At 60.3% G+C, this 15,911-nt stretch carries 12 protein-coding genes; 7 read left to right on the plus strand and 5 right to left on the minus strand.

Going from position 1 to position 15,911, the window contains the following annotated elements:
- Positions 1–33: 33 nt before the first annotated feature.
- A complete protein-coding gene (locus I2G20_RS07025; RefSeq protein WP_196258983.1) occupies positions 34–2,118 on the minus strand; it encodes an ABC transporter substrate-binding protein in 2,085 nt (694 codons plus the stop codon).
- Between the two features lie 146 nt (positions 2,119–2,264).
- Between I2G20_RS07025 and I2G20_RS07030 the strand changes: the two genes are divergently transcribed.
- The 4 genes from I2G20_RS07030 to I2G20_RS07045 all read left to right on the plus strand — a co-directional run bounded on the left by I2G20_RS07030 (position 2,265) and on the right by I2G20_RS07045 (position 6,880).
- Complete coding sequence (locus tag I2G20_RS07030; protein ID WP_196258984.1) at positions 2,265–3,182, plus strand: helix-turn-helix domain-containing protein; 918 nt, start codon at positions 2,265–2,267, stop codon at positions 3,180–3,182.
- A gap of 284 nt (positions 3,183–3,466) precedes the next feature.
- Positions 3,467–3,652, plus strand: coding sequence for a hypothetical protein (locus I2G20_RS07035; RefSeq protein WP_196258985.1), 186 nt, complete (start codon positions 3,467–3,469; stop codon positions 3,650–3,652).
- 111 nt (positions 3,653–3,763) lie between these two features.
- A complete protein-coding gene (locus I2G20_RS07040) occupies positions 3,764–4,147 on the plus strand; it encodes a hypothetical protein (protein ID WP_196258986.1) in 384 nt (127 codons plus the stop codon).
- Positions 4,148–4,198: 51 nt separating this feature from the next.
- Positions 4,199–6,880: a bifunctional acetate--CoA ligase family protein/GNAT family N-acetyltransferase gene (locus tag I2G20_RS07045; protein ID WP_196258987.1), complete on the plus strand. Its 2,682-nt coding sequence runs from the start codon at positions 4,199–4,201 to the stop codon at positions 6,878–6,880.
- On the opposite strand, the gene I2G20_RS07050 is transcribed toward I2G20_RS07045, so the two are convergent.
- Both I2G20_RS07050 and I2G20_RS07055 read right to left on the minus strand, forming a co-directional pair.
- The gene (locus I2G20_RS07050) at positions 6,867–7,352 is read right to left on the minus strand and encodes a hypothetical protein (RefSeq protein WP_196258988.1); all 486 of its coding nucleotides are present in this window, start codon (positions 7,350–7,352) and stop codon (positions 6,867–6,869) included. The two genes, I2G20_RS07045 and I2G20_RS07050, sit on opposite strands and share 14 nt — an antisense overlap.
- Positions 7,353–7,362: 10 nt before the next feature.
- Positions 7,363–8,031 (minus strand): helix-turn-helix domain-containing protein, encoded by a 669-nt coding sequence (locus tag I2G20_RS07055; RefSeq protein WP_196258989.1) that lies wholly within the window; start codon positions 8,029–8,031, stop codon positions 7,363–7,365.
- 137 nt (positions 8,032–8,168) lie between these two features.
- On the opposite strand from I2G20_RS07055, the gene I2G20_RS07060 reads away from it, so the two are divergent.
- Complete coding sequence (locus I2G20_RS07060; protein WP_196258990.1) at positions 8,169–8,897, plus strand: response regulator; 729 nt, start codon at positions 8,169–8,171, stop codon at positions 8,895–8,897.
- On the opposite strand, the gene I2G20_RS07065 is transcribed toward I2G20_RS07060, so the two are convergent.
- Together I2G20_RS07065 and I2G20_RS07070 are read right to left on the minus strand one after the other, a co-directional pair.
- Positions 8,887–10,428, minus strand: coding sequence for a PAS domain S-box protein (locus I2G20_RS07065; protein WP_196258991.1), 1,542 nt, complete (start codon positions 10,426–10,428; stop codon positions 8,887–8,889). The two genes, I2G20_RS07060 and I2G20_RS07065, sit on opposite strands and share 11 nt — an antisense overlap.
- An 87-nt stretch (positions 10,429–10,515) precedes the next feature.
- Complete coding sequence (locus I2G20_RS07070; RefSeq protein WP_196258992.1) at positions 10,516–11,499, minus strand: LacI family DNA-binding transcriptional regulator; 984 nt, start codon at positions 11,497–11,499, stop codon at positions 10,516–10,518.
- Between the two features lie 270 nt (positions 11,500–11,769).
- Here I2G20_RS07070 and I2G20_RS07075 point away from each other — a divergent pair, with 270 nt between their 5' ends.
- Together I2G20_RS07075 and I2G20_RS07080 are read left to right on the plus strand one after the other, a co-directional pair.
- Complete coding sequence (locus I2G20_RS07075; RefSeq protein ID WP_196258993.1) at positions 11,770–13,698, plus strand: ABC transporter substrate-binding protein; 1,929 nt, start codon at positions 11,770–11,772, stop codon at positions 13,696–13,698.
- A gap of 83 nt (positions 13,699–13,781) precedes the next feature.
- Positions 13,782–15,890 carry an alpha-amylase family protein gene (locus tag I2G20_RS07080; protein WP_196258994.1) on the plus strand — a complete coding sequence of 703 codons (2,109 nt, stop codon included), beginning with the start codon at positions 13,782–13,784 and terminating at the stop codon, positions 15,888–15,890.
- Positions 15,891–15,911 lie beyond the last annotated feature (21 nt).

Below are 15,911 nucleotides of genomic sequence, written 5' to 3' on the forward strand. Positions count from 1 at the left end.
CCTCCTGCCCGCGTTTGCTTGCCTAGTCCGATGTCAGGACGCCGGGCCCGATCCGCCGGGCTCGCCGGGCAGCGTCTGCGGATGCAATTCGTTGCTCGACTGCGCATCGGCCGGCACATACACACGTTCGCGGATGATGTTGTCTTCCGCCCAGTTGTACATGAAGATCGGTGCACCCGCCGGGATGTTGGCAAAACGCTTGTTGATGATCAGCGCACCCGGATACTGGGTCAGCCCAACCGAATAGACATTTTCAGTGAAAAGCCGCTGATACTCCTTCATCAACTCCGCACGCTCTTCAAGATCGGGCGTTCTGATGAAGGCATTGACGATGTCGACCATCTCCTGCTCGAAATCGAGCAGTTCCATCGTGCCATCCGAGCCAGCGCGGTGGAAGTTGTGCAGCCGCGGACCCGTGGGGGCAAGCTGCACGGTGTTCTGCACCACCGTCACGACTTCGGACACTTCGCGCCAGATGTGCCAGTCGAACCGACCTGACTGCCGCGCCGCTTCGCGGGCGTTGCCGTCCTGGAACTGAACGATGGCGCGGATGCCGATGTTCTCCATCATGGCGGATACGCCTTCGGCCAGGCTACGGTCGGTCTCGTAGTCGGTATTGGTCAGGATGGCGATTTCGATATCCTGTCCATTGGCCATGTCGGCGGGGAAGTTACGGATGCCATTGCCATCGGTATCTTCGAGCCCCAGCCCATCGAGCAGTGCGTTGGCCGCGTCGAGGTTGAAGCCGTAATAGACGGTGGAGTCGGCATCGTAATAGGTCGTTCCTGCGAGCAGGCCGCCAGGATAGATGGCCGTGAACGGACCACGCACCAACGCTTCGCCCAGCCGCTGCCGGTCGAGCGCGATGCTGACCGCCTTGCGGAAATCGGTCATGCGGTTGAGTTCGCGCACCGCTTGCTGCCGCTCGTCAGGATCGCCCCAGCCGGTGGCGGAGAGATTCATGTGCAGCGAATAGGCGATGGTCCGCGGACCGAACTGTAGCCGGGCCGGAGCGCTCTCGTCGGCGGAGCGGCGCAGGGCTTCGACATAGCTTTCGGGCTGTTCGAGGTTCGAGAAGTCACCAGAGCCGGCAACGGCCTGAACATCTCGGTCTGCCCAGGTGGACAGGCGGTAATAGACCTCGTCGAGATAGGGAAGCTGGTTCCCTTCCTCATCCACCTTCCAGTAGTAGGGATTCCGCCGCAACACGATGATATCGTCGGGGCGGTATTCCACCGGCACCCATGCGCCCATGACCGGGAAGTTCATGAACTCCGGCGGGAAGGCGTTGACGTACTGGTCGTAGGTGTTGTCGGAGTAGTCCGGATGGTGGGGCCGCAGGATATGTGCAGGGCCGGGGCAGAATGTGCCATAGGCCATCTGGTAGAGATACTGGGTCGGGAACGGTTCGGCGAAGGTCCACTTGATCGTGTAGTCGTCCAGGGCCTCCAGCGTCGTGCCTTCGCCGAAGCTCTCAGGCGTTGCGCCGCCAAGCGGGCTGACGTTCGGGTTGAGAACGTGATCGGTCCAGTAGAACATCACATCGTCGGAGGTGAATGGATGACCGTCCGACCACTTGGCGCCTTCTATGAGGTGCATGGTCAACTCGCGACCGTCTTCGGACCATTCCCAGCTCTTGGCCAGATTGGGCATCGGCTCGAGCTCATCGGCGCGGATCGTGAACAACGGACCGGTGCGGGTCAGACATTCGTACATGCCGATGTCGATGCCGCCCCAGCCCTGGACCTGACCGGCAAAATAGTTCCAGCCTTCGGGGCGTCCGCCAATGACGTGGCGCATGACATCGCCATAGACGCCGATGCCGTCAGGCATGTTGGCGGCCTTGTAGACCATCGGTTCGGCCGGCAACCTTTCCTCGACCGGCGGCAGGCGGCCTGCGTTGACGAAGTTCTCCGTTACCCAGCCGGGCTCGGAATACGAGTCAAGCGCGCGGTACTCCAGAATGTCGGAAATGCCGACGAAAATCGGCTCGCTCTGGGCAGCGAATTCGGGTGGCGGCGGTGGGGACATCGGCTCGACAGACTGGGCGCAAACCGCGGTCGCGGATATGCCCAGCAACAAGCCTGCCCCGCCAAGGGCGTAAAGCTTCCTGCGCATGGTTCCTCCCATGATATTAAGATCGCGCTCGGGAGGCGGGCCTCCTACCCAGCCTCGACGCGACGCATTGATCGTATCTCTTGCAATTGGCCGTACAATCCGCTTTTCTAAACACTTATTCCGGGTTTTAAAGAAACCGATATTCCATGAGCGATCTCTCTCCTGCCCCCGGTCCCGCACCTCGACCCGACCGCAAGTTCTACGCCAACACCCGTGCGTTCGGACGATTCGGCGTGCGATGGTTCGCCCCGCTTTTGATGTCCAGCGAACACTGGCACGGCCATATCGAGTTCAACTGGCTTACGGGCGGGAGTATGGAATACCTGTTCGACGGTCGGCCGGTGAGAATCCCGGCCAATCGCCTCGCCATGTTCTGGGCCGGCATTCCGCACCAGACTGTCGGAATCGATACGGGGCCGGCGCAGGACTCGCGACAGTGCAACATCTATCTGCCGCTCGATGCTTTTCTATACATGCCCAATCTCGGTGATCTGACCGAAACGATGATGGCGGGTGGCGTGGCGCTGCTCCCTGAGGATGCCGCCGATACCGCCCTTTTGCAGCGCTGGTACGCCGATTACCGCAGCGGTAAGCCAGAGCGGGCGGACGTACTGAAATCCGAGATCGCAAATATGCTCCGGCGAAGCGCCATGATCGGCTGGGACGTTCTGCTTCCGCCCTGGATCGAACGCCTTTCGCCCGGTACGCGTGCGGCCTCGCCCCTGCGCTATGTGGTGGCCATGGTGCGCCACATCATGGAGAATCTGTCCGAGCCTCTCGGGGCGCGGGACGTGGCCCGCGTGGTCGGCCTGCACCCGAACTATGCGCTGAACCTCTTCACCTCGGTGATGGGGATTGCGATGCAGAAATTCGTCATCCGCATGCGGCTGATCCGAGCGCGCTCCCTCCTATTCGAAGGCAACCTGTCGATCGCGAATGTCGCCTTCGAATCCGGCTTCTGCTCGCAGAGCCAGTTCTACGAGCACTTCCGGTCTGCCTATGGCATGACGCCCCGTGAGATGCAGAAGCGGCTCGTGATGTCCGAGCAGCCCCAACTTGCGTAAGCGCTCGCTAGTTCTTCAAGCAGACTCCCTCCAGCCCGGCGTTCCGGCGTTGGGTGTTTGATTTCCGTCAACGCGAACACCCGCGGTTCCCGATACTGTATCCCTAGCCTGACGCAAGCAGCGACCGCTTCTGTCTAGCGCCGGGCGTCGTTCCGCTGTGCCTCCCTCACCTACAGGTAGAACCCAAGGGGCAAGCTAACATTTGATAATCGAGCTGCGGCCGAGGTTTTGGCCGCCGCACCGTTCAACGCGTATTTTCCTGGCATGGGATACAGGAGGCCGATATGGGCCGATTTAATCGCGAATGGCATCTGCTGCACAGGATGCCCAAGAACCCAACTATCGAGCAGCGGATGCGCTGGCATCTCCAGCACGCTGCCAATTGCGACTGCCGGCCGATCCCGCAGCGCCTTCTCGACGAGATGGCTCGGCGCGGTTATCCACCGGCAACAGCGCGCAGCCTCAAATAATGGCTTGCTCCTTCCATGCGATCACTGTCGCTTGTCCCCGGGTTTGATCGAAGTCAACGCCACTAATCGGCTTTCTCCATAAAGAAATTGTATCACTTTTGGAGACCGCTCATGGACCGCAATCGCCCACATTTCTTCAAGATCAGGCTCGAACTGGCGCGCGAAACGCACAGTCCTTCGGGAGACGCCCGCACTGGCTACGAATTCGTTGCACCGCTCGACGATGAGGGACGGATTTGGGGCGACTTATGGGAAGACGAGCCCGCGAGCTGCATGGTGCGGTTCTTTACGCCCGGCCAGCAGGACCGCAAGGGCATGCTTGAGCGGGACGAGAACGGCGAATGGTATTTCGATTACGACGAATCCCGTTCCAGCGACGACGAGCATGGATACCGGTTCGGGGACGAAAGGTTCATCATCGGCGAATATGTGTCGATCGCGGATGCGGGGGACCAAATGCATACCTACCGCGTTACGCAGGTAGAAAAGCCCTGACGCCCAGCGTCGTCACCCAGCAATTCTTCGCCGATCCGTAGTGCAGTTCCGATGACCATCCGTAATCTCGACAAAGCGTTTCATCCCACATCGATTGCCATCATCGGCGCTTCGGAACGTCCCGGCTCCGTAGGCGAAAAAGTGCTGGCGAACGTCCTCGCTGCCGGGTTCGAGGGGCCGGTTTGGCCGGTCAATCTCAAATACGACACTTTAAAGGGGATAGCTTGCTATCGCGATGTCGGCCAATTGCCAGGCGCGCCCGACCTGGCCATCATCGCCACTCCAGCGGCGACCGTTCCCAGCCTGATCGCGCAATTGGGCGCACGTGGCACGCGGGCGGTCGTTGTGCTGAGCGCGGGCATCACCGATAGCAACGGCCTTCGGCAGAAAATGCTCGATGCGGCCCGTCCCCATACGCTACGCATTTTTGGTCCCAATACCATCGGCCTCGTCTTGCCGAGCCAGAAGGTTGATGCGAGTTTCGCGCACCTTTTCCCCTTGCCCGGTCGGCTCGCCCTGCTGAGTCAATCCGGCGCCATTGCAACGACGTTGATCGATTGGGCGCGTGCGCGGGGAATCGGATTTTCCCACGTGATCTCGATGGGCGATATGGCGGATGTCGATTTCGGCGATTGTCTGGACATGCTGGCGCGCGATCGGGAAGCCAGCGCGGTCCTGATGTATCTCGAAACAGTCACCAATGCGCGCAAATTCATGTCGGCCGCACGCGCTCTGTCGCGGATCAAGCCGGTCGTCGCGGTGAAGTCGGGGCGGCACGCACAATCTGCCAAGGCTGCTGCCACGCATACCGGCGCGCTTGCAGGTGAAGACGGGGTATTCGATGCAGCGCTGGAGCGGGCAGGTATCGTTAGGGTCGATACGCTCGAAAATCTCTTTGCTGCCGCGCAGGTTTTGACGCGGGTTCCTGCCCGCGCCAAAGCTCGCACTGCCATTGTAACCAATGGCGGCGGCGCGGGTGTCCTTGCGCTCGATGCGCTGCTCGATCACGGCGGCAATCTCGCTGAGCTGTCGCCGGATACCCTGGGCATGCTCGACAAGCTGCTTCCCGATGCGTGGTCTCACGCCAACCCGGTCGACATCCTCGGCGACGCACCCCCCGAACGCTACGCGCAGGTCCTCAGAACTGTGGCGCGCGACCCGGGAGTCGATACGGTTCTTGCGTTAAGTTGTCCTACGGGTCTCGCGTCGACGGCTGACAGTGCCAACGTCATCGCCGGTATGGCAAACAACGGGATGGTCGAGGGCAAGCCGCTCATCACGTCCTGGCTCGGCGACTTTACCGGCGCTCCGGCGCGCGCGATCCTCGATGCGGCGGGTATTGCGAGCTTTGAAACGCCTGCCCAGGCCGTCAATGCAATCAGCTACCTCGAACGGCGCACGGAAGTCGGAGCCGCCTTGTTGCGCGTCCCCGAGGTAGGGAGCGAAGACGTACGTGTGGACGATCCAGCGTTGGCTGAGATCCTCGCGCAGGCGCGGCGAGAGGGCCGCACGATGTTGCTGGAGGACGAGGCCAAGCAGTTCCTCTCCCGCTTCGGCCTTGCGGTGCCGCGATCGCAATTTGCGGAAACCGCAGACTCAGTCGGCGAGAAGGCCGACTGCCTGCTGTCGGAAGTCGACACTGTGGTCGTAAAGCTCGTTTCCAAAGCGATCTCACACAAATCCGACATCGGAGGCGTGGTTTTGGGTCTCCGCACGCGTGAGGATTGTATCGCTGCGGCAAATTCAATCAGTGAGCGACTGTCCCAGGCGCATCCGGGCCTGGTCCCGGACGGCTTCCTGATTCAGGAGATGGTTTCGATCCCCCACGCCCGTGAGGTGCTGATCGGAACGCATACCGATCCCATTTTCGGCCCGGCCATTCTTTTCGGAGCAGGCGGGATCGCCGCCGAGACCGTCGGTGATACGGCAATGGCCCTGCCCCCACTGGACGACAAGCTGGCGGGCGACCTCATTGGAAAGACACGCATTTCCCGCGTCCTCGGGGCGTACCGGAACGTGCCTGGCGCAAACCGGACAGCATTGATCGAAGCCTTGATCGAGGTTTCACGCCTCGTGGCAACATTTCCCGAAATCGAGAGCATGGACATCAATCCCCTGCTCGTCGGCACGGAGCGTGCGGTCGCGCTGGACGCACGTATCGTGATCAGGGCGGACTTCGACCACGAAAAGGCGGCGGATCGACTCTCCCTCAAGCCCTACCCTTCTGGCTGGGATATCCGTTTCGACGCGCAGGACGGAGACAGCTACGACATCAGGCCGATCCGCCCCACCGACGTGAGCCTCTTTCCCACGTTTTTCCAGAAGGTTACGATGGAAGACATCCGGATGCGTTTCCATGTGGCCAAGCGCGACTGGCCGCAAGATACGCTCGTGAGGCTGACGCAGATCGACTATGATAGGGAAATGGCCTTTGTTGCCATCGACACGGCGACCGGCGATTTAGCGGGCGTCTCCCGGCTCTATAGCGACCCCGATCGCGAAGAGGCCGAGTACGCCATATTCGTCCGCTCCGACCTGCAAGGCTACGGCCTGGGGCGGGCGCTGCTCGACCATTTGCTGACTTACGCACGCGCAGACGGTATCGGAACGGTGTTGGGCGATGTCTACGCCGGAAATTCCAAAATGCTGGAACTCTGCAGGGAACTGGGGTTCAGGATGGCCTCCAGACCAGATGATGGGGGCGTGCATCGCGTGTCGATCAGGCTGCGCTGAGCTCCGCGATATCGTGTACTTCGACCGACCGGACACCGGGATCGCTGAGAATAGTATCTATGATCGCGTGCAGGATCGATCTCAGCCCGTAGATCAAGAGTACGAAATGTCCCTGCGAAAGATCCTGAGCAATCTTTTCGGCGGTGGGTTGGGAAGCCCACGCGAAAATGTCGGCGAGGCAGTTCGCTGTGAACGACGGGGCCGTCCCTCCTTCCGGATGGCGCGACCCTTCCCAGACACCGCCCAACCGGAAAACGGCAGGTCGCCCTTTGGTGTCGGCTGGCAGCACTGCGTCAGGCCCGGCGAGTACGGCCATGTCCGCCAGATCGATGCCTCTCTCCTCTATCCGGGAAAAACCGGCAAGCAGCGCGGCGAGATCGGCAAATGCGCAGACAGCAACGCGATGCGTCCATTGACCTCGTAGGTCGGCGCTCGATGTCCCCCCATCGCGTTTTCGGGAAACTGAGGTCATTTGCACCGCCCTAATGAAGTCCGACGTCGCAGTCGCCAATCCGTCTCAGGCGCTGCATGTCGTTGATGGCGACAACGCCGCTACGCGGCAGGCTGATAATGCCCATCGAACGGAGCTTGGAGATATTGCGGCTTACCGTTTCGATGGTCAGTCCGAGGTAATCGGCGATGTCGAGACGGGTCATCGGCACGCCAACCACATCGGCCGCAGTTGAACGACGGCGATCGGCGAGCGCGCACAGGAAGTTGGCAACCTTTTCGATAGCGGATTTGCGGCACAAGACTATGGAAAGGTTTTGCGCGGCGCTGATTTCCCGTGCGGCCATCTCGAGCATCTTCTCGCCGAGATCAGCGCGCTCGCGCACCATGCGCATCAGGTCGCCTTTTGGAATCACGCGAACACGGGAGAAGACGACAGCGTCGCAGTCGTAACTATAGGTATCCCCTTGTCCGAGGCCAATAACGTCCCCGGGAAACGCGAAGGAAATGATCTGGCGCCGTCCGTCCTGGAACAGTTTGTAGACGCGGATGACACCCTCGATCACTTCATAGAGGTGATCGGCGTCATCACCTTCGAAAAGGAGCGGCTCGTGAGGACGTACGGTGCGTATGGCCGGATCGCGCGAGGGCATCGGCGCCGAAGCGTAGGCAGTATTCTCAATAGCAAGTGCAGAAAGCATTCGATGTCTCCCCGGGAGGCTTAAATCGCGTTGGGGAGACAATGGCTGCTGGCGGTAACGCGCTTGCGCCCGCCATGTAACGAAATGTAACAATGTGTAATTATGGACTGGTGAGTGATTCAAGCTTCAGGAACGGCATGATCGATCGGGCAGGAGCCCACATCCTGATCGTCGACGACGACCCGATGGTACGGCGTATGCTGCGCCGATGCCTCGAGGATGAAGGTTATCAGATATCGGAGGCAACCGATGGTGATGGGGTGCGTGAGTACTTGTCGCAACCGCTCGACCTCATCACTTTGGATCTCAATCTGGGGAGCGCCGACGGCCTTACGGTCGCCCGCGAGATCCGGCAGCATTCGGAAGTCCCCATCATCATGATCACCGGCAAAGGCGACATGATCGACCGTATCGTGGGACTCGAAGTCGGCGCCGACGACTATATCGCCAAGCCCTTTCACGTGCGCGAAGTTCTGGCGCGCGTGCGCTCGGTGTTGCGCCGCTCGACGGCTCGGGCTCCCAAGCCTGACACGGCGACTCCGCAGCCGGAATCCGGTCTCGCCTTCAACGGCTATTTTCTCGATCCAGAAAGGCGGACACTGACTGGGCCCGATGGGCCTGTCGCGCTGACCACCGGGGAGTTCGATCTTCTGGCACTTTTTGCCTCCAACCCCAACCGCGTGCTCAATCGTGACCAGATCATGGACAAGCTCAAGGGGTATGAGTGGGCACCACTCGACCGCAGCATCGATAACCAGATCGCCCGGCTGCGGAAAAAAATCGAGGTCGATCCCAAGAATCCCACACTGCTCAAAACAGTGAGAGGTGCGGGCTACACGTTTGCACCGGAGCGCTCTAGCCGCTGAACGCCTCGGCGATTGCCTCGGCGAGATCTACCAAACGGTAGGGCTTGCGGAGCACTTTCAGTCGCGCTGCGGCGAGTGTTTCCGATCGGGTCAATTCTTCAGCATAGCCCGAGGTCAGAAGCACCTTGATATGGGCGAACGTCTCGCGCGCTTCCCTGGCCAGATCGTAACCCGACATGCCTCCGGGCATCACGAGATCGGTAAACATCAGTTCGATATCGGTGTTGGCCGCCAGGATATTCATCGCATCCTTGCCGTTTTCCGCTTCGACGACGCGATAGCCGAGTTCCTTGAGGCGCGAGACGGTAAGCTTGCGTACCCGCTCGTCATCCTCAACCACGAGAATCAGCTGGCCCTGGCCGTAGGCAGTGACCGAACGCGGTGTGTCTGCCGCCTCGGGGGCCTGGTCCTTGAAGCGGGGCAAATAGAGGTTGACGGTCGTCCCCTGCCCCTGTTCGCTGTAGATCGTCGCGTGTCCACCCGATTGCTTGGCGAAGCCATAGATCATGGAAAGGCCGAGACCAGTGCCCTGCCCCTTTTCCTTGGTGGTAAAGAAGGGCTCGAAAGCTCGGTCCCGCACCTCCTGGGGCATCCCAGTCCCGGTGTCGGCAACCGAAAGCCGGACATAATCCCCCGGTAAAAGTCCGGCGTCGGCGCCGTCTTCATCGACATGCACATTCGCCGATTCGATCGCGAGGCGGCCGCCTTCGGGCATTGCATCTCGAGCATTGAGCGCCAGGTTCACGATGGCGCTCTCGACCTGCGAAGGGTCCGCCCGCACGGTCCAGAGATTGGGGCTCAGGGCATTGGAGAGCAGGATCGTCTCGCCCAGCGTGCGGTGGAGCATGTCGGTGAGATCGAGTACGAATGTGTTGAGATTGACTGGCTCGGGCTCGAGATGGCTGCGGCGGGCGAATGCGAGGAGGCGCGCGGTCAGTCGCGCACCGATCTCGGCAGCCTCGAGCGCATCGCCAGCGAGTTCACGCTGCTGATCGGTGGTGAGGCGTCCCTCCAGCATTTCGAGATTGCCGATGATCACGGTCAGCAAATTATTGAAATCGTGAGCGATTCCACCCGTCAACTGGCCCATCGCTTCCATTTTCAGCACTTCACGCAGGGCCTGTTCCGTGGCCTTGTGTTCGGTCAGATCCCGTATGATGCCCGCAAAGTGTTGCTCCCCGTCGATTTCGAACTCGCTTACGGCAAGGTGGACAGGAAAGATCGTTCCGTCTTTTCGCCGCGCCTGCACCTCACGCCCGATTCCGATGATCTTTTTTCGACCGGTGGTGCGGTAGGCGTTGAGATAGCCGTCATGCTCGGAATGGTAGGGCTCGGGCATCAGGAAATGAACGTTTTTCCCGATAAATTCGTCGTGCTCGTAGCCAAAAAGTCGCTCTGTGGCCGGGTTCACGGTCTTGATGAGTCCGCCCCTGTTGATCGTGATGATCGCATCGACCGCCGTATCGAGGATGGCGATGAGTTTTGCGGCTTGTCCGGCTAGCGCGGGGTCGTTCCTGAATCGCTCAATCATGCAAATGGTCACGTCAATTTTGAAGCGGCGATGCTATCGCAGGTTGTCCCGGGGCGAAAGCTACGTCCCGGGTGATCGGCACGCTTTTTAGCGCGAAGGCGCGGGTCCGCTGGAATTACGCTCGACGATTTGCCCCGCAATCAGGATGCGCATGTGGACATCGGGCGAAATGCGCCCACCGATGCGATCGTCAAGGAGCCTGACGCTCGCCGCACCCATATGGGTGCCATGCAGATTTACGGTGGTCAGCGAGGGCGATATCTGCATCGCGCTTGAAAAATCGCCAAAGCCAACCACAGAAACATCCTCTGGGATTTTTATGCCCAAGCGCAGCAATTCGGAGATGACCGTTACGCCCAGCCCATCATGGGCACAGAACAGCGCGGTGGGCGCGACATCTCTGCTCACCATTTGCTCGTAGATGACTGCAAAACGTTCACCATCGGCAAAGCGAACTTCCTCGAAAACCACGTCGTTGCGTTTTTCCAGCACTTCGCGCATTCCGTAAAAGCGCTCGATCCGACCCCGATAGCCCGGCGTTCCGTGGACGTAGACGATCGAGCGATGTCCAAGGTCGAGCAGGTAGTTGGCGACGGCGGACCCTGCTTCGTGGTCAGTACCCGACACCTGGTCCACGGGCTCGAGCGGGCCTAGCCAGCTCATGCGGACGATGGGCTTGCCCAGACCATAGGCGCGGTCGAGGCTGGTTTGCTCATGGGGGCCCACCATCAGCACGCCAGCACATCCAGCAATCAAAGCTTCGATTTCGTCCGGCAGATGCGTCCAACGCATCGCCACCCTGTAGCCGAGCCGCTGGCTTTCAGCCTGGACCCCGTTCTGGACGAGCATATGGAGCTCGCTGTTGATGAGGTCCATATCATGGAAAATGACACCCAGGGTCGGCATGTCGGGGCGCGGGGTCGGGCGCTCGTAGCCAAGTTCGCCGGCGATCTCCAGCACGCGGCGACGCGTTTCTTCGCTGACGCCACTCTTTCCCGAGAGCGCACGCGACACCGCAAATTTCGATAGGCCAATCTGTCTGGCGATTGTCGAAAGCGTTACGCGCGCCATCTGGAACCTTTTGATTGCCTAGCCACTATAGCCTGATACCTAAATCCATTTGATAACGCAACATAACGTTTTTCTTTTAATCGCCGATCCTGTCGTGATTTCCTGTCGGTATCGGCAATTTGTTTGCGTCAATAATGCTGAACCAATCCCCTGCCTGTGCAAAAAGGCTCGATAATCCGAACATAACGCTTTACCTAACAATTATCGCTATGCAAGCCTTCCTATTAGCTAACGGCAGGGAGGAACTGCCGGGCTGAGGAGGAGATCAACATGGTCAGAATGAGCCGTCGAGCCTTCGTTGCCGCAACGACCGCACTTGCGGGGACGATGGTTCTTCCCAATGTGTTGCGCGCCCAGGAATACCGGGAGAGCGCATTTTTCGAAGCCCAGGTCGCCAGTGGCGCCCTGCCGCCCGTCAATGAACGCCTGCCAGAAAACCCGCTGGTCATCACGCCGCTGCACCGCCCGGGACAGCAAGGTGGTACGTGGAACCATGCGCTGGTAGGCGGCGGATCGCTGTCCATGCTGGTGCGCTACCAGTCATACGAGCCGATGTTCCGGTTCTCGCCGGATTGGTCCGGGGTCATCCCCAATGTGGCGGAAAGCTACGAAGTCAGCGACGATTCAACCGTCTACACTTTCACCCTGCGCAAAGGAATGAAATGGTCCGACGGGCACCCCTACACGACTGAGGACATACGGTTCTGGTATGAGGACGTGTTCCTCGACGAAGAGGTCACGATGGGTGGCCAGGCCTGGTGGTATGCCGGCGGCGCCGTGGGGGAACTCGAGATCGTCGACGAACAGGTGTTCCGCGTGCAGTTCCGTGCGCCGAACGGATTTTTCGTCCAGCAACTTGCATGGGCACAACAGGATCACCTGACGCGTACGCCCGCACACTACCTCAAGCAGTTCCACCTTAAATACAATCCCGAAGCCAATGCGATCGCCGAGCAGCGCGGTCTGGCGAGCTGGATTCCGTTGTTCCAGACCGAATGCGGGCTGCATCAGGACAACGTGTTTTTCCAGAACTCAAATCGGCCCACGCTCGATGCGTGGAAACTTACCATCGCGCCGGGCCAGGATACCGAGCGCTCGGCGGCCGAGCGGAATCCTTATTATTTCAAGGTCGACACCGAGGGCACGCAACTGCCCTATTTCGACCGGATCAACTACCAGATGGTCGCCGACCCGGAAGTGCTGTTGCTCAAGGCGCTGCAAGGCGAGATCGACATGATGGACCAGTATATCGGCACCCCAGCCAACCGGCCGGTGCTGTTCGACGGCCAGGAAACGGGCGATTACAAATTCTATACGCTCAAGGAAACCGCCGCCAACACGATGGTCTTCCAGCTCAACTTCAATCATCCGGACCCGGTTCGGAATGCGCTGTTCAATACGCGCGACTTCCGCGTGGCGATGTCGGTGGCCATCGACCGGCAGGCCTTGATCGACACGGTATTCATCAGCCAGGGCTATCCGGCCCAACCCTCGATCATCAACACCGATCCGCTCTACCACGAGCGCCTGTCGACACAGCATACCGAATACGACCCCGATCAGGCCAATGCGCTGCTCGACACCTTGGTGCCAAACCGCGACTCGGAAGGCTGGAGGCTCGATTCGGAAGGGCGGCGGTTGACCATCATCTTCGAGGTTGACCAAAGCCGCACGATCTTCCTCGACATGATGGAACTCGCGATCCCGATGTTCCAGGCGGTGGGTCTTGATGCGCAGCTGCGCACGATGGACCGCTCGCTCTGGGAAGAGCGGGTTCGCAACGGCCGCGAGTTCGATGCAACCGTGCACAGCTTCGGTGCCAATAGCGGCATCGCGGCCATGCTGGACGCACGCTATTTCGTACCGATCAACTCGAACTCGCTCTACGCGCCAGGCTGGCAACAGTATTACAACAACCCCAGCCATCCCAACGCTATTGAGCCGCCGGCCGAGATCAAGGCACAGCAGGATCTCTACCGCACCCTGCTCGCAACCGGCGACCCGGAACAGCAGGCGGAGTTGATGACGAAGCTGCTCGATAACGCCGCCGACCAGTTTCTGGTCTTCGGCGTCAGCCAGCCGCCCGACGGCTACGGCATCGTCAAGAACAACATGGTCAACGTGATGGACACGATGCCCAATTCCTTCGGCTGGCCAACGCCAGGCCCTGCAAGGCCGGAACAGTTCTTCAAGGCCTGATACCGCCTTCCTCCCAAGGCTTGCCGCCGGCCCCTTGAAAAAGGGTCGGCGGCGAGAACGACAGTTCATAGCCAGAGACAAAAATGCTCGATTCCGCGACCGCCGCCACACCCAATCTCAGAACTGCCGAGTGGTACAAGTCCGCCACGCGGTGGACCCAGCTGACGCTCGCCGAGGACGATCCGGTGCGGTTCGATCCGGCATTCTGGATCGATGTCTTCAAACGCACGCAGTCGAACGCGGCATGCATCAGCGCGGGCGGCTATGTCGCCTATTATCCAAGCAAGGTGCCGCTGCACTATGTGAGCAAACATCTCGAAGATTGCGACCCCTTCGGCGCCTTGGTGGACGGCGCTCGGCAGCTGGGCATGCACGTGATGGCGCGTATCGACCCTCACGCGATCCATCAGGATGCAGCCGACGCGCATCCAGAATGGATCGCCGTGGACAAGGAGGGCCGTCCGCGACGCCACTGGGCTTACCCGGACGTTTGGGTGACGTGCGCCTATGGAGATTACAACGCGAAATTCATGCCGCAGATCGTCGAGGAACTCACGCGGGACTACGACATCGACGCCATTTTTGCCAATCGCTGGCAGGGACACGGCGTGTGTTACTGCGAGAGTTGCAAGAGCCGGTTCAAGGCGACCTCAGGCCATGACCTGCCGGTTGTCGCCGATGCTGAAGATCCGGTCTGGCTGGCATGGACAGCTTGGCGGCGGACAGTGCTGAGCAGGCTCGTCGTCGATTGGGACGGCCGCATGAAGGCCATAAAGCCCAATACCAGCTTCATTCCCAATATGGGCAGCGTATCCTTGACGGAATTCGATCTCTCGCTGATCGAAAAGCACTGCCCCTTCCTGGTGGTGGACGATCAAGGCCGGCGCGGCACCGAGCCCATTTGGATGTCGGGACGCAACGGGAAGCGGATGCGAGCGACGTTCCGCGAGCGTCCGGCAATCCTTATCACCTCCATCGGCCCTGAAGAGGAGCATCGCTGGAAGGACGCCGTAACAACCGGCCCCGAAATCCAGGCATGGATAATCGATGGGACCGCGCATGGCCTGTTGCCCTGGTTCACCAAGTTCAATGGCGTCGTGCCCGACACCCGCTGGATCAAACCGGTGGCCGACGCCTTTGCGCTGCACGCCGCGCTCGAAGGCGCGCTGGCAGGGATGACCCCGGTTGCCGAAATCGCCGTCCTCGATCCAGCCACCACGCTGCGCCATCATAGCTATGAAACGCGCAAGACCGCTGAGGCAGATGATTACGGTTTCTATCACGCGCTGGTCGAAGCGGGCCTGCCCTTCGAGATGCTCTCGGATCAGGCGATGACCGACGCGCTACTCGACCGTTTCAAGGTCGTTATCCTTGCCAATTCGACCTGCCTCGACGACGACCAGGTCAGGATGCTCGAAGCCTATGTGGCGCGCGGCGGTTCGATTGTGGCCGCGCATGAGACCGGCACGCGCTATGCGGATAATACACCCCGAAAGGGGCTGGCACTCGGCGGATTGCTGGGAGCCATTCTCACATCTCCCGCGCGCGGGCCGGTCAAGAACACCTATGTCGCCTTTTCGGGCAAGCATCCGATCACCCAGGGATTCGATGGTGCAGCGAGAATCATAGGGGGGACACATCTGCTAGCGGTGGAGCCGGCCGCAGATGCCATCGTCCCCCTGCTCTACGTTCCCGATTTCCCCGATTTGCCCATGGAGGAGGTTTATCCGCGCGAGGAGCCTCGTGGCGCGGCTGTCATCGCGCGTGAACATTCCGGCGGCGGACGTACCGTTTTCATTCCCTGGAATATCGGTTCGGTCTTCTGGGAAGTGCTGGCGGCCGATCATGGCAGGCTTATTGCCAATGCCGTACGCTGGGCGCTCGGCAAGCGGCCGAGTGTCGAGGTCCAAGGCGATGCGGTGCTGGATGTTGCAGTGCGGGAGGGAGAGACCGGTATGGCGATCAGCCTCGTCAATCTTTCCAACCCGATGATGATGAAGGGGCCGATCCGAAGGATTACGCCGGTAGGTGAACAGCGGATATCTGTCGAGATACCGGCTGGCCGCCGCTTCGGCTCGGCACAATTGTTGATTGCCGGACAGGCGGCGCAGGCGAATATCTTCAACGGCCGGGTCGATATCCGCGTGCCGGGTATCGAGCTGATCGAGGTCGTTCATGTCGAATGGGCATGACGCCGGTTAGAGGAGGCTGGC

Origin of the sequence: Pelagibacterium limicola, from assembly GCF_015694405.1 — a bacterium.
Classification (GTDB): domain Bacteria; phylum Pseudomonadota; class Alphaproteobacteria; order Rhizobiales; family Devosiaceae; genus Pelagibacterium; species Pelagibacterium limicola.

Coding starts and splice junctions, on each gene's coding strand:
- I2G20_RS07025 (WP_196258983.1), bottom strand. CDS start 2,118: ATGCGCAGGAAGCTTTACGCCCTTGGCGGGGCAGGCTTGTTGCTGGGC.
- I2G20_RS07030 (WP_196258984.1), top strand. CDS start 2,265: ATGAGCGATCTCTCTCCTGCCCCCGGTCCCGCACCTCGACCCGACCGC.
- I2G20_RS07035 (WP_196258985.1), top strand. CDS start 3,467: ATGGGCCGATTTAATCGCGAATGGCATCTGCTGCACAGGATGCCCAAG.
- I2G20_RS07040 (WP_196258986.1), top strand. CDS start 3,764: ATGGACCGCAATCGCCCACATTTCTTCAAGATCAGGCTCGAACTGGCG.
- I2G20_RS07045 (WP_196258987.1), top strand. CDS start 4,199: ATGACCATCCGTAATCTCGACAAAGCGTTTCATCCCACATCGATTGCC.
- I2G20_RS07050 (WP_196258988.1), bottom strand. CDS start 7,352: ATGACCTCAGTTTCCCGAAAACGCGATGGGGGGACATCGAGCGCCGAC.
- I2G20_RS07055 (WP_196258989.1), bottom strand. CDS start 8,031: ATGCTTTCTGCACTTGCTATTGAGAATACTGCCTACGCTTCGGCGCCG.
- I2G20_RS07060 (WP_196258990.1), top strand. CDS start 8,169: ATGATCGATCGGGCAGGAGCCCACATCCTGATCGTCGACGACGACCCG.
- I2G20_RS07065 (WP_196258991.1), bottom strand. CDS start 10,428: ATGATTGAGCGATTCAGGAACGACCCCGCGCTAGCCGGACAAGCCGCA.
- I2G20_RS07070 (WP_196258992.1), bottom strand. CDS start 11,499: ATGGCGCGCGTAACGCTTTCGACAATCGCCAGACAGATTGGCCTATCG.
- I2G20_RS07075 (WP_196258993.1), top strand. CDS start 11,770: ATGGTCAGAATGAGCCGTCGAGCCTTCGTTGCCGCAACGACCGCACTT.
- I2G20_RS07080 (WP_196258994.1), top strand. CDS start 13,782: ATGCTCGATTCCGCGACCGCCGCCACACCCAATCTCAGAACTGCCGAG.